This is a genomic window from Sulfuriferula sp., from assembly GCF_054605375.1.
In genome coordinates this window covers 1-20,883 of sequence record NZ_JBTSEG010000003.1, presented here as the reverse complement: position 1 = coordinate 20,883, position 20,883 = coordinate 1, and the positions used below count along the sequence as shown (strand labels likewise).

Below are 20,883 nucleotides of genomic sequence, written 5' to 3'. Positions count from 1 at the left end.
AAAGTCTCGTTTAGTCGTGCTCTTCGACCCCGAATAGCGCCAGTTTGAGCTTTCTCAGCTGGTCGCGCAGTTCAGCGGCACGCTCGAATTCAAGATTTCTGGCGGCCGTCAGCATGTCCTTTTCGATACGCTTGAGGTCACGGGTGAGGGTCTTTTCGTCCATCGCCTTATAAGTGGCCAGGTTTTGCGCGGCCTTGAGTTCCTGGCGTGCGCTATCCATATCGTATACGCCGTCGATGATGTCCTTGATGCGCTTGACCACGCCGCGCGGGGTAATGCCATGCTCCAGGTTGAACGCGATCTGTTTGTTGCGGCGGCGCGCAGTTTCATCTATGGCGCGACGCATCGAGTTGGTGATGCGGTCGGCGTACAGAATCGCGCGGCCATTGAGGTGACGCGCGGCGCGGCCGATGGTCTGGATCAATGAGCGTTCGGAACGCAGAAAGCCTTCCTTGTCCGCATCGAGAATGGCCACCAGCGAAACTTCCGGGATATCCAGACCTTCGCGTAACAGGTTGATGCCCACCAGCACGTCAAATAAGCCCAGGCGCAGGTCGCGGATAATTTCCACGCGCTCCACTGTATCGATGTCAGAATGCAGGTAACGCACCTTGACACCGTGCTCGGCCAGATAATCGGTGAGATCTTCCGACATGCGTTTGGTCAGCGTCGTTACCAGTACGCGTTCGCCCAGTGCCACGCGCAGGTTGATCTCGGAAAGCACATCGTCCACCTGACTGGTTGCCGGACGCACCTCGATCTCCGGGTCAACCAAGCCGGTAGGCCGCACCACTTGTTCGACCACCTGGCCTTGATGCTGCTGTTCGTAATCCGCTGGGGTGGCTGATATAAATACGCTTTGGCGCATCACTTTTTCGAATTCATCGAAGCGCAACGGCCGGTTATCCATCGCCGAAGGCAGACGGAAGCCGTAATTAACCAGGTTTTCCTTGCGCGCGCGATCGCCCTTGTACATGCCGCCGATCTGCGGAATAGTGACATGGGATTCGTCGATAAACATCAACGCATGGGGAGGCAGGTAATCAAGCAGCGTCGGCGGCGGTTCGCCCGGATTGCGCCCTGACAAATGGCGCGAGTAGTTCTCGATGCCCTTGCAAAAGCCCAATTCGTTCATCATTTCCAGATCGAAGCGGGTGCGCTGTTCCAGACGCTGGGCTTCCACCAGCTTGTTTTCCTTGTAATAAAACTCCAGGCGCTCGCGCAATTCAATTTTGATCGCCTCGATGGCGCGTAGCGTCGTGCTGCGCGGCGTAACATAATGGCTGGATGGATACACCGTATAGCGCGACAACTTGTGCATCAGGTGGCCGGTGAGCGGATCGAACAGCGTGATCGACTCCACCTCGTCGTCGAATAGCGAGATGCGCACTGCGTGTTCGGCGCTTTCCGCCGGGAAGATATCCAGCACATCGCCGCGTACGCGGAACACGCCGCGCTTGAATTCGATCTCGTTGCGGTCGTATTGCATGGCAATCAGGCGCTGAATGGCGTCGCGCTGGCCGAGCTTTTCGCCCTGATGCAAATGCAGGATCATGCCGTGATAATCGACCGGATCGCCAATACCGTAGATGGCGGAAACCGTCGCCACAATCACGCTGTCATTGCGTTCCAGCAGCGCCTTGGTGGCCGACAAGCGCATCTGCTCGATGTGCTCGTTGATGCTGGAGTCTTTTTCGATGAACAGGTCACGCGCCGGCACATAGGCCTCAGGCTGATAATAATCGTAATAAGAGACGAAATACTCGACCGAGTTTTCCGGAAAAAACTCGCGCATCTCCGAATACAGCTGCGCTGCCAGCGTTTTGTTGGGCGCCATGACGATGGCCGGACGCCCGAGCCGGGCAATCACATTGGCCATGGTGTAGGTCTTGCCCGAACCGGTCACGCCAAGCAGGGTCTGGAACGCCAGGCCATCGTTAATGCTTTCCACCAGTTTCTCAATCGCAGCGGGCTGATCGCCGGCCGGCAGGAATGGTTGATGAAGACGAAAGGGGCTATTGGGAAAAGTAGCAATCACAGGTAAAATTCGCGCTTTCAAGTAGCCTGACTAACATTACATCCTAACACGCCAGTTGCACCCACCCTAAGGACCCAAGTTGGAACTCTCGAAGCGCGTACAGGCCATCAAGCCCTCCCCCACCCTTGCGGTCACCGCCCGCGCAGCCAAATTAAAAGCCGAAGGCAAGGACATCATCGGTCTTGGCGCCGGTGAACCGGATTTCGATACCCCGCAGCACATCAAGGATGCCGCCGTCGGCGCCATCGCACGCGGTTTTACCAAATACACACCGGTGGGCGGCACGCCGTCCCTGAAACAGGCGGTCATCAACAAGTTCAAGCGTGACAATGGGCTGGACTACACCGCCAAACAGATACTGGTGTCATGTGGTGGCAAGCAAAGCTTTTTCAACCTGGTTCAGGCGCTGATCAACCCCGGTGATGAAGTCATCATCCCCGCGCCGTACTGGGTTTCCTACCCCGATATCGTCATCCTGGCCGGTGGCAAACCGGTCATTATCGAAGCTGGTATCGAGCAGGGCTTCAAGATTACAGCGCAGCAATTGGAAGCATCACTCACAGCCAACACCCGGCTGGTGGTACTCAACAGCCCCAGCAACCCGTGTGGTGCGATATACAACCTGGATGAACTGACTGCCCTGGGCGAGGTATTACGGCGCCACCCGCAAGTCGTCATCGCCACGGATGACATGTACGAGCATATCCTGCTTCAGGATATGCCGTTCGTGAACATTCTCAATGCCTGCCCTGATCTTTATCCGCGCACCATGGTACTCAACGGCGTATCCAAGGCCTATGCCATGACCGGCTGGCGCATCGGCTATTGTGCCGGGCCGGAAGCGCTGATTACGGCAATGGAAAACGTACAGTCGCAGTCCACTTCCAACCCCACCTCGATCTCGCAGGTTGCGGCTGAAGCGGCGCTGAATGGCGATCAGGACTGCATCCAGCCAATGCTGACCGCCTTCCGTGAGCGCCATCAGTTTGTTGTCAAAACACTCAACGCGATCCCGGGCGTAAATTGCCTGTATGCCGGCGGCGCTTTTTATGCTTTTCCGGATATGCGTACAGCGATAGCCAAACTGCACCGTGAAGGTAAACTCGCCAACGCCAGCGATGTCACGTTTAGCGAATACCTGCTGGAACAAGGTGGTGTAGCAGTGGTTCCTGGTTCAGCTTTCGGCGCCGAAGGCTATATCCGCCTGTCGTTTGCCACCTCAATGGATAATCTCAAGGCAGCGCTGGAACGCATACATAAGCTGCTCACCTGACACGACCTGCCCTCAACAGCATAAAAAAAGGCCGGAAACCGGCCTTTTTTTATGCTCGTAAACAATGCGTTAAAAGCGATGATTATATTGCACGCTCAGGATATCAACACTGTTGCTGTAGGTTCCCACCAACTTGCCAGTGGTTCCCGAATTGATTGAGGAATTATCCACAAAAATGTGTGCGTAGCCGGCATCCAGCGAATCTGCCTGCGACAGTTTGTAGCTGGCACCGAATGTCAGCCAAACACGGTTTGCGTCCGGTATGCGCGCAGTACGGTATTGATCAGATACCGGGGACTGGTCATAGGCTACGCCGCTACGCAGCTTCAGCTTGTTCGTGGCCTGGTAATTGGCGCCCACCGCATAACGCATCGTGTCTTTCCAATTTTCCGGCGTGAGGCTGACCAGCGCACCCGAGTCGCGCACAATGCGTAATTCCTTGAACCGGCTCCAGCGCGTCCAGGTCGCGTCAGCCATGACCGCCCATTGTTCGTTGATCTGATGAAACCCGCTTAAGGAAACCGTTTCCGGCAAGGTCATTTCAGCACTGATCGGGCCATTCGCTAGCGGCACGCCACCGCTGAATGTCACATCACCCTCAAGCTTGTGCCGCACATCAGAACGATAGGCCAGACCAAAGCGTGTCGCCGGATTCATTTCGTACAACACACCCAGATTGTAGCCAACACTCCAGTCATTACCTTTTATCTGAGCAAAACCCGCTGGGGTCAAGTAAACGGCATTGGTCAGCATGGCTTCGATGTATTGCGCATCCAGCCCTGCCCCCACCGACCATTGGTCGTTAATTTTATACGCCAGCGATGGATTGATATTGATGGTTTTCAAATCGGATTTGATTGCCAGAAAACGTCCCATCCAGTTTGAGTCATAGTCTGTTTTAAGGCCGAACGGTGAAGAAATACCCACACCCGCACGTAATTTCGGACTCAATTCCGCCACATAATATAAATTGGGTACCGCTGCCCAGTGCCCGGCATCCCCTCCACTATTACCCAGCGAACGACCCGGCGCCGCAGTACTGGCTGTATTGGAAAATTCAACCGTGGGCTTGATCGCATGTAGCACCAGCGACATTTGCTGGCCTGATAAGCGCGTCATACCTGCCGGATTAAAAAACAGGGTGCTGGTATCCTCAGCGCTCGCAGCACCACCTGCAAACGCATTACCCATACCGCTGGCGCTCTCCTCAATCAATGCAAATCCGGAAGCATCAGCATGATTAGCAACTGTCAAGCCGAACCCACTTATTAACGCTGCTGATATCGCTTTTTTAATTGCCATCTCTTCTCCCCTCCATGGATTTACAAACAAACTGTCAAGCAATCAACCCGTTACCCATGCTGAAAGCAAGCATCGTGCAATTATACCCTCCCGTCTTTTCGAGTTTGGCAATCAGATGACAAAATCAATGCGTTTTTATGACGTCAGTATCAGCCGAATGACCAATACGAACGCATAACACTGTTGACCAAACGCCCTGCTTACTTTAACATTCGCGCTTCTTAATTCCCTGATAGCTCAGTTGGTAGAGCGACGGACTGTTAATCCGCAGGTCGTAGGTTCGAATCCTACTCGGGGAGCCAGATAAAACAAAGACTTAGGCTTTACGGCCTAGGTCTTTTTTAATTTCCGGGGCACTCTTGGGGCACTTGCGGAAAACAAACAGCAATAAATCCCTTCCTGCCTTCCAGCTTCAATCTTCCATAACGCCCAACAAAAGCCACAAAAAGCCCCTGTTTTTTCCCAGAGTGCCCCTTGTTTGCCCCATGTTAAAAACACCAAGTCATAGAACATTGATAAATAGTAATAATTTAAAACATAACTGCTGATTATATATCCGCTGTTGCTTGTTATTGCCCTTTGTTGTATTCTGTTTCCAGTGGTTAATCACTTGAAGGGGCAATCATGGCAAATATCGAGAAGCGCGAGACTGGGGACGGTAAAACATCCTACCGCGTGAAAATCCGGCTGAAAGGTTATCCCGTTCAATCCGCTACGTTCGAGCGCCTGACCGATGCCAAAAAGTGGGTTGCTTCCACTGAATCAGCAATCAAGGAAGGCCGCCACTTCAAAACAAGCGAAGCCAAGCGCCACACCCTGGCCGAACTGATAGACCGCTACATTAAGGACGTATTGCCCACCAAGCCAAAAAACATCCGTGTCCAGACACAACAGCTTGAATGGTGGCGCGACCAGATGGGCAGCTATGCCCTTGCAGACGTAACCCCTTCACTTATTGCCGAATATCGGGACAAGCTGGCCGCTGGTATCACAGTACGCGGCACACAGCGCAACCCGGCCACAGTGGTGCGCTACCTTGCCGCTTTGTCTGTTGCCTACACGCAGGCCGTGAATGAATGGGGATGGATTGATGCCAGCCCAATGCGGAAAGTCAAAAAGCCAACCGAATCACGCGGACGGGTGCGCTTCCTCGCCGATGATGAACGCGCCCGACTATTGAAAGCCTGCAAGGAATCAAACAACCCTTACCTTTACCCCGTAGTGGTGCTGGCACTGTCCACCGGAATGCGTCAAGGCGAAATCATGGGCTTGACGTGGGACGTGGTGGACTTGAACCGGGGGCGGGCAATCCTGCATGAAACCAAGAACGGCGAGCGCCGCGCCGTGGCAATTACTGGCCATGCTTTGGACTTGTTGAAAGAACTGGGCAAGGTGCGAAGGATAGACAGCAAGTTGATTTTTCCTTCTAAGGAAAACGCACCACAGAAGCCACAAAAGTCCATTGATTTGCGGGCACCTTGGGAAGCCGCCGTCAAGAAAGCCGAGCTTGAAGACTTCCACTTTCACGACTTGAGGCACAGCGCCGCGTCATACCTTGCCATGAACGGTGCCAGCCTTGCCGAAATTGCCGAAGTGCTGGGACACAAGACCTTGCAGATGGTAAAGCGTTACGCCCACCTATCTGAAGGGCACACCGCCCGCGTGGTGGAATCCATGAATAACAAGATTTTCGGATAGAGGGCAACGCATGAAATTTATCAGCGGAGAAATTATCGCGCATCAATTGGCAGACAAACTTTGTGAGTTAAACGGCTGGGCGTCTAGGTCAGGACAACACAACATCGCAGAAATACGTTTCCGAGAATGTATAGAACGCGGAATTGCAGCAGAGAAAATTACAGCATACTGCCCGGTTACCTTCACAAAATTGAGCCTTGAAAATCGTTTGTTTGAAGACGCAACATTTTCAGAACAGGAAGTCATGGATTATCTGAATAGCGAATTACCGCGCAGCAACGAATGGCACGGAAGTCCTGATTGGCTCCACTGGGTGAAAGTGGGCTATGTTGACGCATGGCAAGGCACAGCATTAGCGCATAACCTTGACCCTGTGACCTACACCGAGCCTATCAATACGAATCAGCGCGCAGTTTTTACCAGCATATTACCGCCTGATATTCACGGGAAATACAAGGCAGCAAGGCAGCATTTTGGCGACAGAGAGCTAATGCCACTGAGAGAGTTTGCGGCATGGGCGCAGTCCGAAGGCTGGGCTATACCTTACTTGCTGGGGCAATTCACTGGCATAGTCACGCGGACACCCGCGCCCCTGTTTGGCTATGGATTCAGCGAAGAAGCGCAAAAGATTACAACACTCACTAAATATCTTGAACTTGAAACTTGGACGCCGATAGAAGCGGCTATGCTTGTTTGTGGCTTGCAACCCCCGCAGGATTGTCACGAAATACCCCAGGGGGCTATGGGCTTAGATAATGCTTGGGTAATGCCAAACGCAGATAAGTTTCACCACGCAAAGCGAGTGTTGCAACTTTGGAACAGCCGAGAAAATCCGCCCGATAAAATTCGCCCGGCGGACTTTGTGGCGTGGTGCAATTCCAAAGGGATAAATACAGACTGGCTACGCGATATTGAAGCCGCAGCCCCACAGACCGAGACAGTACAGGATGGGAAGAGTCGTAGAGATAAACAGATTGCCGCAATACTCAAACATGGGAAAAGCCTTGGCTATAACATGAAATTAGTCCCATATGGCGGAAAAGCTAAAATTGAAAGTCTATGTCTTAAAGAACCCGCGCAATTCACCAAAGACAGCTTCAAGAATGCATGGCAGGAAGCAAGGAACAGAGATTTACTTGATGTTGAAGGTGTGGATAAATACCGGAAACCCGCATAAAACCTACTGGGTAGCAAAAAGACTCAGGTTCCCACTCTAGCCACCCACTACCCCACCCTGTCCAGAATCCTTACCAGAACAGCCCATTACATAGCAATACCGCGCCGTAATGGGTGACACTGAAAAGGATTTTGACCATGAATCAAACGGCAACCGCCCAAGCAATATCCCACGCTTTTTCTGCACCACAACAGCAGCCCCCGGTTCTTCTAACTGTTCGACAATTCAGCGAAGCACACCCCGCCTTTCCACAAGGTAGCCTTCGCAATCTAATATTCCTCGCAGAGAGCCGCAAGACAACCAAGGGCACCATTACCGGCAACGGCCTTGATGGTGCGCTGGTGCGAATTGGCCGAAAAGTGCTGATTGATGAATCCAAATTTTTTCAGTGGATTGACGCACAACAAGGGGGGCAACAATGAACGCGCCCGCCTGCCCGAACGTCGGGACACTATCGAGCCGCGCACTTGCCCTGCTATTACAAGGACAGGCAATCACGCACCGGGATTTTTGGCTACACGCCGGGACGTATCGACTGAGCGCCGACATTCACCTATTGCGTGAAATGGGCTGGGATATACGGGACACCCCGGAAACGGTGCCCACGTCCGACCCGACCAAACGCCGCGCACATATCAAACGCTATCACTTGCCTAATGAAGCAATCAGCACCGCCAGTGAAGCTGGGCGCGACTATGTGCGAAAGGTTCAGGAATGGGAGCGAAAACGAGCGGTGGGAATGACTGGGACGGCGGCAACCGCCCCAGCCGATAAAGCAGCCGGAACACTTGGACAAGCAACCGACCAGGCGAAGGTTAGCACGGGGGCGGGCTTATGAAAACCGCCGTGCAGTTGCTTCAAAACGTGAAGGCATATATTCCGCCTGCCGACTTCTACCGCGCAGAATTGCCAGCTATGCCCGTGCCTCGGGGGGGCGGCTGGCGCGAAGGTGGTTTGTGTCCATTCCATGCTGACAAACACGCGGGCAGCTTTCGGGTGAATCTGGAAACCGGCGCTTTCGTGTGTTTCGCGTGCGGCACCAAAGGCGGGGATATTGTCGCCTTCATTCAGCAACGCGACGGCCTGAGCTTTCCCGATGCCACGCGCAAACTTGCCGAAGATTGGGGGATTGCATGATGCAAGGCATACCCCTGACATTCAACAATAAGCCGCGCCGGTTCACTTGGGAATACCGCAGCGCACAAGGCGAGCCGCTGGGCTTTGTTGCCCGCTTTGATGCTGACGGAAAAAAGGAAGTGGTGCCCTATTTCAAGCGCATGAACGGGCACGGCTGGCAAAGTGGCAGCGCTACCGAGCCGCGCCCGCTGTTTGGCCTGGACGTGCTGGCACAAGCTGACATTGCCCGCGCCGTGTTCGTAGTGGAAGGCGAAAAATCAGCCGCCGCGCTGCAATCGCTGGGACTGGTGGCCATAACGTCACAAGGTGGCAGCAATGCCGCAGCAAAAGCGGAATGGAAGCCACTGGAAGGCCGTCAGCACGTTTATATACTGCCTGACCATGACGAACCGGGGGAAGGCTATATCAAGGCCGTAACAGCCATATTAAGCGGTTTGGACAAACCGCCCGCCGTGTCAGTGGTGCGCTTGCCGGATTTGCCACAAGGCGGGGACGTGGTGGACTGGATAGCCGCCCGCATTGAGGATGCTTTTCTGGAATGGGACGGTTTCCAGCCGGTGCCGGAAAGTGGCATTGACGTTAAGGCATTGAAGGATGAATTTCAAACTACGGTAAAGGCACACAGAGAGCCGGTGCCCGATGAATGGACGGCAGCCCCAGCCGAGAGCGTAACCGGATGGCAAGCGCCTATCAGTCTCGAATCCGCCGCGCTTCCACCTTGGCCGGATGATGTATTCCCAGGCAGCATTCAGGACTTTGTAACCGCCTTGAGTGCGTCCACCGAAACGCCGCCGGAACTGTCCGCAATGATGGTATTGGCGGCAATCAGTGCCGCCGCACAAGGCAAGTTTAGGGTGCGCGTGAAGCCGGATTATTTCGAGCCGGTGAACGTGTGGACATGCGCCGCACTTCCACCAGGCAGCCGGAAAACCGCTGTGCAATCGGCAGCAACCGCGCCCCTGACGGCATGGGAAAGGGTACAGCGAGATATTGCCGCGCCTGCAATCAAACAGGCGCAAGCCGATGATGCCACTATCCGCGAACAGATAAGCCACTTACGCAAACAGGCCAGCAAGGCCAAGGGTGCCGAGTTTGAGCAGGCGAAGCGAGAGATTGCCGACATTGAAGCCAGCTTGCCGGAAATCCCCACCGCGCCGCAAGTGTGGGCGCAGGATGTTACCCCGGAAAATCTTGGCACAATCATGGCAGACAACCATGAGCGCATGGCGGTATTGAGTGACGAAAGCGGCATTTTCGACATACTGGCGGGGCGCTATTCCGGCGGGGTGCCGAATCTGGATTTATTCCTGCAAGGCCACGCGGGAAGTCCGGTCAGGGTGAACCGTGGCAGCCGCCCGTCAATCTTCATGCAAGCGCCCACCCTGACCCTTGGACTATCGCCACAGCCTGACGTATTGCGCGGACTGACCGACAAGCCGAGCTTTCGCGGACGTGGGCTATTAGGCCGCTTCCTGTACACGCTGCCATGCTCAAACTTGGGTTATCGCACCTTGGATGCCCGCCCCATGCTGCCCGACTACCGCGCCCGTTATGAAGGCATTTTAACGGCGGTACTGAATAACAGCATGGCAAGCGATGATGACGGCAACCGGTGCCCGCACATTCTCAAAATATCAGATGACGCGCTGCAAGCCTGGCAGACCTTCGCCCACAAGGTAGAAGCCGGAATGCGTGAAGGCGGAACCTATGCCCACCTGACCGACTGGGCGGGTAAGTTCCCTGGTGCCGTGGCACGGATTGCCGCCTTGCTGCACATTGTCCGCCATGCGCTGGTAAGGCCGGGGGACAAGGAAATCAGCCTTGCGGATATGAGCGCCGCGCTACGCATGGCCAATGCCTTGAGCGCCCACGCCTTGGCCGTGTTCGACTTGATGGGAGCTGACCCGGCGCTGGATGGTGCCCGCGTAGTGTTGCGCTGGATTCAGAGAGATGACAAAGCGGAATTTACTTTCCGGGATTGCCACTACGTCCACAAGACACGCTACAAACGCGCCGCAGACCTTGAACCGATTATTGATGTTCTGATTGAGCGCCACTTTATCAGGCCACGAGTGGCGAAGGTGGCACACAGGCCGAGCCGGATGTTTGAAGTCAATCCGTCGATTCTGGGGGGTGCGCTATGAGTAGCCTTTTGTGGCTTTTGTGGTCAATTTTCTATAGGTGGAAAAAATGAATAATGACCTGAAAGAGAATCAGCCTGTAACCATTGATGGGGCAAGCCTTCACGTGTTGCCTACCCCCCAGGTTATCCACCTGAAAACGGCGGATGACGTACGCCTTGAGATGGCGAAAGTTTACCGGGACATGCGACAAGGCCGGGTGGAGATGGCGGACGGCACCAAGCTGGCCTATGTACTGGGACAGCTTAACAAGGCAATCGAAACCGGAATCATCGAAGCCCGCATGGAAGCATTAGAACGCACCCTGAAAGGACGCAAAGCATGAATAAGCTATCAAAGCATTACGACACACTAACGGCATTAGAGCGGCTAATTTTGGCAATTGATGCGATGGCCAGAGATGACCAACAGGAAGCGAATCTGCTAGGTGAGACATGCCCTAAATTCCAATACAGAGAACAGCGCGACCTTGCCTACACGGGCAAATATCAGGACTTGCAGACGATGGCATTACTCCACGCCGCGATATTTTACGAGGTGCGGGGGACGATGTTGGCAGCGATGATGCTTAATCTCTTCATGCCTGATGGAAACACAAAAGCAACCTACAAAAGGTGGCGTGCTGAATTGATGGCGTATATCGCTGCATGGCAGCGGTTTTGTGATTACGCTGGCTTTGACCCTGACACCACGCTAAAGGCTTTTGGTTTCACACTCGACCCCATGCTGGAAGATACACCGGCGGTTGATGCGCAACCGGACGAAGCAATGATTGATGAGATTTTCCAGTCTCATTTAAAAATCTGGCAATCATGATGCAACAAGGCGCGTTTAGGTGCAGGCGTGGCGCGGCTTGTGTATCGGTTTTTTCAATCGAAGTATTCAAAGGGGCGTGAATGCCTAGATGGACACCGGAAGCGCGGCAACGGCAAGCGGAACTTATCCGCACCTGGCAGCCCTGGACTAGAAGCACTGGGGCTAAGACAATGGAAGGTAAGGCAGCAAGCAGCCGGAATGCTTACCTTACTGGCTGGTATGCAAAGAATGAAGGCGTGGCCATGCGTGCGCGATGGGTGCAATTCGACAGGCGCATAAGGTGCCTGCTTAGGCGCTTGAAACGGCTTAAGGCGAAGAAAACACCACGCACCTGAATACACAGGGACACCGCCCCTTTCCTTCATTTTGTGGGGCACTTGTCGCATGGGGCAATAGTGGGGCACTGACGGATAAAACAAGGCAATAAATGGCAACAAGGCACAATAAATGCTTTGTCTATAACTGATTGAATGCTTTGCTTTAGTTTGTTGCGGTTTGTTGTATAATGCTAATCGTTAAGGTCTGTTAATCCGCAGGTCGTAGGTTCGAATCCTACTCGGGGAGCCAGACATACCAAGCAATCAGGCCATCCTCCGAGATGGCTTTTTGCCTTTCCGAGTGTTCTGTATTGACTCGATGCCTCACCTTGGGTCACACGCTCATCCTCACGTCAAAGGAATCGACATGCAGGCAGACCAAGTTCTAAGCCACTTGAAGAAACATGGGCAGCTTCTCGACCTGGAGATCGCATCAGCAACCGGGATTACGCTAGCTCAAGTACGCAAGACACTGGCTGACTTAGCAGCGCGGGGAGAAATATCCCAGTGCAGCGTTACCCACTTCAATGGTAACAAGCGGGTTGATAGTTTTCAGTGCAGGATTTCGGGCTATGTGCCGCCCGTCGCGCCAGGTCGAAAGGCCGGGCCTGCCAAAAACACCTCATCGAATTAGAAACGAAGCAGCCATTGAGGGTACGTCAGTTTGAAGCGGAACAAGCTTCCTGACCACCAGCGACGATGAGTACAAGCATGAACCCGGGCGCAAGACGTTTTCGCTTCGGAGCTGTCTTGGCAGTCCAGGAGTCCAGCGGGTGATCCCTTCAGCGAGGGGCGATCCCAGTGGGTTTCAACCAATATTAAGGAGCATTACGTGACCAACGCACAACGCAGAGCAGCCGCCGCCCGCATGGCTGAAATGAACCCGTTAAACGACAGCAAACCTGAACCAACGCACAGCAGCGCGTTCTGCCCTCATGAGGCAGGCGCGTATTACATTGCTACGGTGGGGACTATCGGCACGGTCAAGCTATTCGCCAAGGACCTCAAGCCGCCCGTTTACACCTACGGCATCACCACCATTCGTTTTGAACTGAATCCTGATACCGGCAAATGGATCTGGTTTGATGGCGAGAGAGATCAATCCCCACGCAAGAATCAGGATGGTTGGCGTCTAGGCAGCAAGAAATTACATGACACACGCGAAGACGCAGAAGCCGAGGTTCAGCGCGAGATGGTCAAAAACGGCGACCGAGTGACCAAGGTGTATGACCTGCCCGACGATATGACGGCGCTGAAAAAAATCCGTAGCGCCCACCATCCAGACCGCAACACCGATGTCGACCAGGAACTCTATCAGGCTGTGGTCGAGAAGCTGGACAGGATGCGCACGGCGACTCAGTGAACCATTCCGGAGCCTGACAGAGCCCAGACCCGCACAACCCACCCTTGCCCGGTGGGTTTTTTGCATTTCAGAGGTCTGAATAGTGTCGGTATTGAGTGCTGACAGTCTTTTTCGACATTCTGGGCTGCGGTGCCCAGCCGGACGGCAGTTCCGAGAAACAGGCCGCGCCGCTCGGCGTCACTGGCGGCAATGACATCGTGGAAGGACGGGTTCAACCGGTAACCTTCAGGTGTTTGGCCAAGCGGCGGCGGATCGCTGGCTGCTTTGTGCCGTTATGCGGTTGCGGTGTCTTGGCCGCTGTAAACTGCTGATCACAGCCGGGCAGTTCACGAACCAGGCTTTGCATCCACGCGGGCATCGCGCCAAAGCCATCGATCAAGTCCTGGCGGATCACGGCACCGTGGGTTGGGCCTGCTAATCGGCGCAGGATACGGTCGCGATCAGAAACCAAGGTGTCTTTCAGCCAATGCAGCGCCTGCACGACGCGCATGGCGGGACGCCCGGCCCAGTAGAGACGGCTGGGTGCGGTTTGCTTGAAGTCGATGGTCAGCTTGTCGAGCTGGATGGCGCGGCGGCGGGCATCGGTGTGGATGGTGACGCGGGCCGGCACAGCATCGGTCAAGCCAAGATCGTTGGCGGCGGTCATGCCATCCACCAGCAGACGCAACTGATCGCGGCGGGCGATGGCTTCGACCACGGCGCGGTAGTCTGGAGTGGTGGGTCGCTTCGTCAGCCGGTTGAGCGTCGGCTTGTCATATAGACCCCGGTCGATACGGCGCAGATCACCGGCCTGAACCATGCGTTGCAGGGTTTTGTCGATGGCGTCGCGGTTGCCGAGTTGAGCGAAGTCGGTCGGTACCCAGACCTGGCCTGGGCCGGCAGCATCGATTTGCGCAGCGATGATGGATTTGAGATCAGACATGATTTTATCCTGCCCGATATTTGTATATGTCTTCCGGACTGATGACAAGCCCGTTTGTCCGAAAAGTGTAGTTTTATTTCGGACACCTGCACCCAAAGCAGTCTGGCGTCCCGGCACATGGTGCCCGGGCGCGCGGGCGTTGCCCCACGCCTCATGCCGAGTCGCGGCCATGCGGCTTTGATTCCTGACGCCTGCGCGCTTCGCCTGCCCAAGAAGCAGTGGAGTGTGTGGAAAGGCGGCCTTGCTTGTTGAAGCCGAGTTCGTTGAGAATGGTCGAACCGGTACGGCGAAGATCATGCACGCTGAAGCTTTCGATGGGTAGGCCCTTCGCTTTCGACCGCTCGACGACTATCTGCGCGACGCGGTTCAGTGTGGCGTTCGACATGCACTTGTCGCCGTCATAGCGCGAGGGCAGCAGGTACTTCGAACCACCGGCGCAAGTGCGCAGCGCGATCATGATGTCGAGCGCCTACTGCGACAGGTAGATGTTGTGGGCCTTGGCAGCTTTCATGCGCGCTTTCGGAATGGTCCACAGCGCGTTCTCGAAGTCGATCTCGTCCCACGTCGCGTGGATGAGTTCGCCCTTGCGCACCAGCGTGAGCAGGATCAGCCGCAGTCCCAGTTTGATGGTCGGGTACGAAGCGACGTACTCCAACTGCTTGAGCATGATGCGTATCTCGGACGGCGACAGCGCTCGATCCCGTGGCACGAAGGTGGCGATCGACGATGGCCCAACGTCGTCGGCAGGGTTGGCCACCTTCTCGCCATGCAGGATGGCAAAACCGTAGATTTGCTTGATGATGTCGCGGACATGGATTGCCGTTGCTGGCGCTCCCCTGCTCTTCACCTTGTTGCACAGATCGCGCAGGTCGTCAGGGCTGATCTCGCTCAGCAGGCGGCTCTTGAACACCGGCAAGATGTCCCGGTCAAGGATGCTCTTGCGCATCGACCGCGTGCTGTCGGCCATCCGGGCACCCTCGTACCACTTGTCGGTAAATTCCTGGAAGGTTTGGGCTTCCGACAGGCGCCGTTTCTCGCGCTGCTTTTCCTGCGCCGGGGACTGGCCTTCCGAAACGGCCCGCTTCGCGTCGATGCATTTTTCGCGCGCCCGAGCCAGCGACAGACCGCCCGGCCCGTAGCGCCCAATCGTCAGCGTCTCGCGCCTGCCGTTGATCCGGTAGTCATAGCGGAACGTGACGGTACCCGCCGACGAGACCGTGACGTACATGCCGTCCCGATCCGTCACCTTATAGGGTGCGTCCTTGGGCTTGAGGCTCTTCAGTGTAGTGTCGGTAAGCATCGGTTCTTCCTCCTGATAACGGAAATTTTACCGTCAACGGCTTGAAAGTAACAGGATGCTCTGAAACCCCTATGAATACTATATTTTAACGCTATTTTTTACCGTCATCACCGAAATCAGTCAGACGGTAAATATTTTCAGATGGTCTGTCTAACTTTCCTTACCGTCAGGATTACCGACAAAAAGTTTTGCTTGCCGTCGATAGATGTCGGTAGGTAACGAGGAATATAATTATACGAATCAATAAGTTATGTTTTTTTCGATGGTGCGCGAAAGCTGCCGAAAGACCTAAAATCATTCCCACTCAATCGTCGCAGGTGGTTTCCCGGAGATATCGTAAACTACGCGGTTGATACCGCGGATTTCGTTAATGATCCGGTTGGAGACTTTGCCAAGAAGGGTATAAGGCAATTCGGCCCAGTGTGCTGTCATGAAATCCTGAGTTTGCACGGCGCGCAGTGCAACCACGTAATCATAGGTGCGGCCATCTCCCATTACACCGACGGATTTCACCGGTAAAAAAACGGCGAATGCCTGCGAAGTTTTTTCATACCAGCCACTTGCGCGCAATTCTTCAATAAAAATTGCATCTGCACGCCGCAGCAAATCGGTATATTCCTGCTTCACTTCACCAAGGATGCGCACCCCCAGGCCCGGGCCCGGGAAAGGGTGACGGTAGACCATGTCATGTGGCAGGCCAAGCGCAATACCCAGCTCGCGTACTTCATCCTTGAACAGTTCACGCAATGGTTCAAGTAATTTCAAGTGCAAGGTATCCGGCAAGCCGCCCACATTATGATGTGATTTGATGGCATGCGCTTTTTTAGTCTTGGCGCCGGCAGATTCGATCACATCCGGATAGATTGTGCCTTGGGCCAGCCATTTGGCATTCGGAAGCCGGGCCGATTCACGCTGAAATACTTCCACGAATTCGCGGCCAATAATCTTGCGTTTCTGCTCGGGCTCGGTAACGCCGGTCAGATGTTTCATGAATTCCGCGCTGGCATCGACATGGATGACTTTGACGCCCAGATTCTTGGCGAAAGTATCCATCACTTGCTCGGCTTCGTTCAGGCGCAACAGGCCGTTATCCACGAACACGCAGGTAAGCTGGTCACCAATGGCACGATGTAGTAGCGCCGCGACAACTGACGAATCCACACCTCCGGACAAACCGAGAATGACTTCGTCGCTGCCGACCTCCGAGCGTACCCGGCCAATCGCTTCTTCAACATAGTCAGGCATGTTCCAGTCATGCCCGATACCACAGATGTCATGCACAAAGCGGGCGATGATGGCTTTGCCCTGCAGGGTATGGGTGACTTCTGAATGGAATTGCAAACCGTAGAAACGGCGCGTTTCGTCTGCCATGCCGGCAATCGGCGTAGCAGCGTTGCTGGCGATGATCTTGAAACCTTCGGGCAATGCGGTGACCTTGTCGCCATGGCTCATCCACACATCAAGCAGGCCATGGCCGGCCTCGTTAACCCGATCATGAATGTCGCGAAGCAACATTGAGTGACCTTGCGCGCGTACTTCCGCGTAACCAAATTCGCGTTGCTGGGAGCTTTCGACTACGCCGCCAAGCTGGGCAGCCATGGTTTGCATCCCGTAACAGGTACCCAGTACAGGCACCCCGAGTTCAAACACGACCTGCGGTGCACGCGGCGTTTCTTCCTCAATAACCGAAGCAGGACCACCGGACAGGATGATGCCCGACGGATTAAAAGCGCGAATAAACGCTTCGTCGACGTCACATGAATGCAGTTCGCAATAGACGTTGGTTTCCCGAACACGACGCGCGATCAGTTGGGTGTATTGAGAGCCAAAATCGAGAATCAGTATTTTTTGGTGAGTCATGGGAATTTTTACAATGCAAATACAGGGAGCCGGATATACACAGGAAATTGAACGCTCATGTGCTTCCGGGGAAATTATGAGTCTATGCGATAGTTAGGCGCTTCTTTAGTAATCTGCACATCGTGGACATGCGATTCACGCACGCCCGAAGACGTGATTTCCACGAATTCAGCACGCGCATGCATATCAGCTACCGTGGCACAGCCCAGATAACCCATGCTGGAACGGACACCGCCCATGAGTTGATGAATCACCGCAAGCATGCTTCCTTTGTATGGCACCCGCCCCTCGATACCTTCCGGCACAAACTTGTCGGCGTTGGCTTCGTTATCCTGAAAATAACGATCGCTGGATCCCTTTTGCATCGCTCCCAGCGACCCCATGCCACGGTAGGATTTGTATGACCGCCCCTGAAACAGTTCAATCTCGCCCGGCGCTTCTTCGGTACCGGCGAACAAACCACCCAGCATCACCGTGTGAGCACCAGCGGCAAGCGCCTTGGCGATATCGCCGGAATAACGGATGCCGCCATCGGCAATCAGTGGCACGCCACTGTCCTTCAATGCTTCAGCCACATTGTGAATCGCCGTAATCTGTGGAACACCCACTCCGGCAACGATACGCGTGGTACAAATCGAACCCGGGCCGATACCCACCTTGACCGCATCCGCACCATGATCAACCAACGCCAGCGCAGCTGAGGCAGTAGCGATATTGCCACCAATCACCTGGATGTGAGGAAAGTGGGTCTTGACCCATTTGACCCGGTCCAGAACACCCTTGGAATGACCATGAGCTGTATCCACCACGATCACATCCACACCGGCCTCGGACAATGCTGCGACGCGTTCTTCCGTACCTGCGCCAACACCGACCGCTGCGCCCACGCGTAGATGACCCAAGCTGTCTTTGCAAGCGTTGGGGTGCTCGGTGGATTTCTGAATATCCTTTACCGTAATCAGACCACACAATTCAAAGGCGTCGTTGACCACCAGAACGCGTTCCAATCGATATTTGTGCAGCAAGGCGAGCGCTTCTTCGCGACTTGCACCTTCTTTGACGGTCACCAAACGTTCACGCGGCGTCATTACCTTATTGATGTCCTGGTCGAGATTGGTCTCAAAGCGCAAGTCTCGATTGGTGACGATGCCGACGACCTTGCCGGAGGCATCCACCACAGGCAGGCCGGATATGCGATGACGACGAGTGATTTCCAGCACATTGCGTACGCTCATATCCGGCGAAATGGTGACCGGATCCTTAACCACGCCGGATTCAAACCGTTTGACGCGGGATACTTCCAGTGCCTGCAATTCAGCCGTCATGTTTTTATGCACGATACCCAAGCCACCTTCCTGTGCCAGAGCGATGGCCAGACGAGCTTCGGTCACTGTATCCATGGCCGCAGAAACGAGAGGGATATTCAACGTGATGCTACGCGTCAGGCGGCTTTGCAGGCTAACATCACGAGGCAGAACATCGGAGTGCGCGGGGACGAGCAGAACGTCGTCGAAGGTAAGCGCTTTTTGTACGACACGCATAATTATTATGTTCCTATCCAAAGCGCTATTATACGGCAACTCGATATTATGGGGTAAGCCCGGGGCCGCACAATTGTGGTAAAAACCTACCAAATTGTCTAAAAGCATTTGACGTGAGGCGCGTGAATGGCTATGTTTGCAACAACTGGCGTAGGGCTCGGTTAGATTCGCTAAGTTACAAACCAGATAGCAGAGGAGATTCGAAGATGACTAAACTATTAATTGCTTTGGCGAGTGCAGGTTTATTGGTGCTGGGCGGCTGTGCAGGCACCACCGGCGGAACCAGCGGGACTCAGGCATCCGCCGGTACGGGTATCAGTTCTGAAGCCCAATCTGCCTTAAAGCAGGCGGAAAACGATGTTGCAGCCTCCAAAAAAGACGAGAATGAATGGACAACGTCGGCTGCTGTTTTAAAGAAGGCCCAGGAAGCCGCCAAAAAAGGGGATAGCAATACCGTGCTGAAAGATTCAAAACTTGCCAGCGAATTGGCCAAGATCAGTATCGAGCAATTAAAATATCCTACGACTGATGTGTTTAAATAAGCACTACAGTGATCAATAAAAAAGGGCGCAATGGCGCCCTTTTTTATTGATCCTGGCCCACAGCCATGCATCGTTCATTCCAGTTCTCCCCCGCCTTTCTTCATTGCTTTTCCCTCTTCAGCTCGCTGACGCCGCACTTCCTTGGGATCCGCAATCAGTTTGCGATATATCTCCACACGATCCTTGTCGCGCACAACCGTTTCAAGCTTTGTCAGCTTGCCAAAAATTCCAATCTTGTTTTGTTTGATGTCTATTTCCGGAAACTTCTCAAGAATGCCGGATCGTTCAATGGCCTGTATAGCCGTAGCACCGACACCCAGCCTGACAGACATAATCACCTGGGTGTCAGATCTTGCATAGGCAATTTCTACCGTAATCTGGTTGCTCATGATGCTCCATATACCTGGTCGGCCCGCTGAATAAAGGCTTCGACGAAACTATTGGCAATATAGCTGAATACCGGGCCGAGTACCGTATCCAGAAGTTTATTGGAGAATTCATAGTTCAGCATGAATTCAATTTTACAGGCGTCCTCGGTCAGGGCTTTAAAACGCCATTCACCATCAAGTTTTTTGAAGGGGCCATCGACCAGACTCATCGTGATCAAATCCGGCGGCTGATTACTGTTTTTCGTTGTGAAGTGCTGCTTGATATGCATGTAGTCGATATAGATGGTAGCCACAGTGGCATGACTGTCACGTAGTTGTACCTCGGTGCCACCGCACCAGGGAAGAAATTCACGGTAATGTTCCACCCCGTCCACCAGTTCGAACATTTGCTGCGCAGTATGCCCAACCAGAACACTTTTGTTTACAACTGCCATCGTCTGTATTGCTCGCAAAAACTGGTAAAATACACGATTGACGCTGGAAAAACCAATGAGCATCGCGCAGAACAAAAAAGCTTTCCACGAATATTTCGTCGAGGACAAATACGAAGCAGGTCTGATGTTGGCAGGCTGGGAGGTGAAAGCCATCCGTGCTTCACGCGTGCAGCTCAAGGAAGCCTACGTTGTTATCAAGAATGGTGAAGTATTCCTGATCGGTGCGCATATCAGTCCGCTGGCAACGGCGTCGACCCACGTACACCCCGATGCCACTCGCAGCCGCAAACTATTGCTGCACGCAGAAGAGATCAGCAAACTTATCGGCAAGGTGGAACGCGCCGGGTATACCCTGGTACCACTCGATTTGCACTACAAACGCGGCCGCATCAAGCTGGAAATCGGCCTGGCCAAAGGCAAGAAACAGCACGACAAACGCCAGAGCGCAAAAGAACGCGAAACCGATCGTGAAGTACAGCGCGCCATGCGCAACAAGATCTAACCTTACAAAGTCCAAGAACTTATCCGTAAATAATATTCACATCCAGCTTGATTCCCCTGAATGTCAGGATAGCTGCGGCCAGATGATTTAACGCGAGGAAGCTGCGCTCCAGTTTCTCGTATCGCACCAAC

21 protein-coding genes, 1 tRNA gene and 1 pseudogene are annotated in these 20,883 nt (G+C 54.1%); 13 read left to right on the top strand and 10 right to left on the bottom strand.

The features are described from left to right. Positions 1-10: 10 nt before the first annotated feature. Positions 11-2,038, bottom strand: coding sequence for an excinuclease ABC subunit UvrB (gene uvrB, locus ACYCZJ_RS02870; protein WP_461552718.1), 2,028 nt, complete (start codon positions 2,036-2,038; stop codon positions 11-13). A gap of 79 nt (positions 2,039-2,117) precedes the next feature. Here uvrB and ACYCZJ_RS02865 point away from each other — a divergent pair, with 79 nt between their 5' ends. Continuing rightward, entirely contained in the window at positions 2,118-3,311 is a 1,194-nt protein-coding gene (locus tag ACYCZJ_RS02865) for a pyridoxal phosphate-dependent aminotransferase (protein WP_461552717.1), read from the top strand. A 69-nt stretch (positions 3,312-3,380) separates the two neighbouring features. Here ACYCZJ_RS02865 and ACYCZJ_RS02860 read toward each other — a convergent pair whose 3' ends face one another. After that, entirely contained in the window at positions 3,381-4,565 is a 1,185-nt protein-coding gene (locus tag ACYCZJ_RS02860) for an OmpP1/FadL family transporter (protein WP_461552716.1), read from the bottom strand. 274 nt (positions 4,566-4,839) lie between these two features. On the opposite strand from ACYCZJ_RS02860, the gene ACYCZJ_RS02855 reads away from it, so the two are divergent. From ACYCZJ_RS02855 to ACYCZJ_RS02810, 10 genes are all read left to right on the top strand, one after another. Then, positions 4,840-4,915: transfer RNA gene (locus ACYCZJ_RS02855), tRNA-Asn, on the top strand. A 322-nt stretch (positions 4,916-5,237) separates the two neighbouring features. After that, complete coding sequence (locus ACYCZJ_RS02850; protein WP_461552715.1) at positions 5,238-6,311, top strand: tyrosine-type recombinase/integrase; 1,074 nt, start codon at positions 5,238-5,240, stop codon at positions 6,309-6,311. Positions 6,312-6,321: 10 nt separating this feature from the next. Further along, complete coding sequence (locus ACYCZJ_RS02845; protein ID WP_461552714.1) at positions 6,322-7,488, top strand: hypothetical protein; 1,167 nt, start codon at positions 6,322-6,324, stop codon at positions 7,486-7,488. Between the two features lie 137 nt (positions 7,489-7,625). Beyond that, entirely contained in the window at positions 7,626-7,910 is a 285-nt protein-coding gene (locus ACYCZJ_RS02840) for a hypothetical protein (protein WP_461552713.1), read from the top strand. Next, positions 7,907-8,326 carry a helix-turn-helix domain-containing protein gene (locus ACYCZJ_RS02835; RefSeq protein WP_461552712.1) on the top strand — a complete coding sequence of 140 codons (420 nt, stop codon included), beginning with the start codon at positions 7,907-7,909 and terminating at the stop codon, positions 8,324-8,326. The genes ACYCZJ_RS02840 and ACYCZJ_RS02835 overlap by 4 nt, the downstream gene beginning before the upstream one ends. Then, positions 8,323-8,625, top strand: coding sequence for a CHC2 zinc finger domain-containing protein (locus tag ACYCZJ_RS02830; protein ID WP_461552711.1), 303 nt, complete (start codon positions 8,323-8,325; stop codon positions 8,623-8,625). The genes ACYCZJ_RS02835 and ACYCZJ_RS02830 overlap by 4 nt, the downstream gene beginning before the upstream one ends. Then, complete coding sequence (locus ACYCZJ_RS02825) at positions 8,622-10,769, top strand: YfjI family protein (protein WP_461552710.1); 2,148 nt, start codon at positions 8,622-8,624, stop codon at positions 10,767-10,769. Before ACYCZJ_RS02830 ends, ACYCZJ_RS02825 begins: the two co-directional genes overlap by 4 nt. 46 nt (positions 10,770-10,815) lie before the next feature. Next, positions 10,816-11,091: a hypothetical protein gene (locus tag ACYCZJ_RS02820; protein ID WP_461552709.1), complete on the top strand. Its 276-nt coding sequence runs from the start codon at positions 10,816-10,818 to the stop codon at positions 11,089-11,091. Then, positions 11,088-11,582 (top strand): hypothetical protein, encoded by a 495-nt coding sequence (locus tag ACYCZJ_RS02815; protein ID WP_461552708.1) that lies wholly within the window; start codon positions 11,088-11,090, stop codon positions 11,580-11,582. Before ACYCZJ_RS02820 ends, ACYCZJ_RS02815 begins: the two co-directional genes overlap by 4 nt. Positions 11,583-12,731: 1,149 nt before the next feature. Continuing rightward, entirely contained in the window at positions 12,732-13,262 is a 531-nt protein-coding gene (locus ACYCZJ_RS02810; protein ID WP_461552707.1) for a hypothetical protein, read from the top strand. Positions 13,263-13,473: 211 nt separating this feature from the next. Here ACYCZJ_RS02810 and ACYCZJ_RS02805 read toward each other — a convergent pair whose 3' ends face one another. The 5 genes from ACYCZJ_RS02805 to guaB form a co-directional block, all read right to left on the bottom strand. Continuing rightward, entirely contained in the window at positions 13,474-14,184 is a 711-nt protein-coding gene (locus ACYCZJ_RS02805) for a DUF6088 family protein (protein WP_461552706.1), read from the bottom strand. A gap of 151 nt (positions 14,185-14,335) precedes the next feature. Beyond that, positions 14,336-14,641 (bottom strand): hypothetical protein, encoded by a 306-nt coding sequence (locus ACYCZJ_RS02800; protein ID WP_461552705.1) that lies wholly within the window; start codon positions 14,639-14,641, stop codon positions 14,336-14,338. A 12-nt stretch (positions 14,642-14,653) separates the two neighbouring features. After that, positions 14,654-15,484, bottom strand: a complete 831-nt coding sequence (locus tag ACYCZJ_RS02795; RefSeq protein ID WP_461552704.1) for a tyrosine-type recombinase/integrase — start codon at positions 15,482-15,484, stop codon at positions 14,654-14,656. Positions 15,485-15,778: 294 nt separating this feature from the next. Next, entirely contained in the window at positions 15,779-17,344 is a 1,566-nt protein-coding gene (guaA, locus tag ACYCZJ_RS02790; protein ID WP_461552703.1) for a glutamine-hydrolyzing GMP synthase, read from the bottom strand. Between the two features lie 74 nt (positions 17,345-17,418). Further along, a complete protein-coding gene (gene guaB, locus ACYCZJ_RS02785) occupies positions 17,419-18,885 on the bottom strand; it encodes an IMP dehydrogenase (RefSeq protein WP_461552702.1) in 1,467 nt (488 codons plus the stop codon). A gap of 206 nt (positions 18,886-19,091) precedes the next feature. Here guaB and ACYCZJ_RS02780 point away from each other — a divergent pair, with 206 nt between their 5' ends. After that, positions 19,092-19,427 carry a hypothetical protein gene (locus ACYCZJ_RS02780; protein WP_461552701.1) on the top strand — a complete coding sequence of 112 codons (336 nt, stop codon included), beginning with the start codon at positions 19,092-19,094 and terminating at the stop codon, positions 19,425-19,427. A 74-nt stretch (positions 19,428-19,501) separates the two neighbouring features. On the opposite strand, the gene ACYCZJ_RS02775 is transcribed toward ACYCZJ_RS02780, so the two are convergent. After that, positions 19,502-19,816 (bottom strand): RnfH family protein, encoded by a 315-nt coding sequence (locus ACYCZJ_RS02775; protein ID WP_461552700.1) that lies wholly within the window; start codon positions 19,814-19,816, stop codon positions 19,502-19,504. Beyond that, positions 19,813-20,250 carry a type II toxin-antitoxin system RatA family toxin gene (locus ACYCZJ_RS02770; RefSeq protein ID WP_461552699.1) on the bottom strand — a complete coding sequence of 146 codons (438 nt, stop codon included), beginning with the start codon at positions 20,248-20,250 and terminating at the stop codon, positions 19,813-19,815. The genes ACYCZJ_RS02775 and ACYCZJ_RS02770 overlap by 4 nt, the downstream gene beginning before the upstream one ends. Positions 20,251-20,305: 55 nt before the next feature. Between ACYCZJ_RS02770 and smpB the strand changes: the two genes are divergently transcribed. Continuing rightward, positions 20,306-20,752 carry an SsrA-binding protein SmpB gene (gene smpB, locus ACYCZJ_RS02765; RefSeq protein WP_461552698.1) on the top strand — a complete coding sequence of 149 codons (447 nt, stop codon included), beginning with the start codon at positions 20,306-20,308 and terminating at the stop codon, positions 20,750-20,752. 19 nt (positions 20,753-20,771) lie between these two features. Here the strand turns inward: smpB and ACYCZJ_RS02760 are convergent. Continuing rightward, positions 20,772-20,883 (bottom strand): annotated as a pseudogene (locus ACYCZJ_RS02760) (IS5/IS1182 family transposase); the annotation flags it as partial.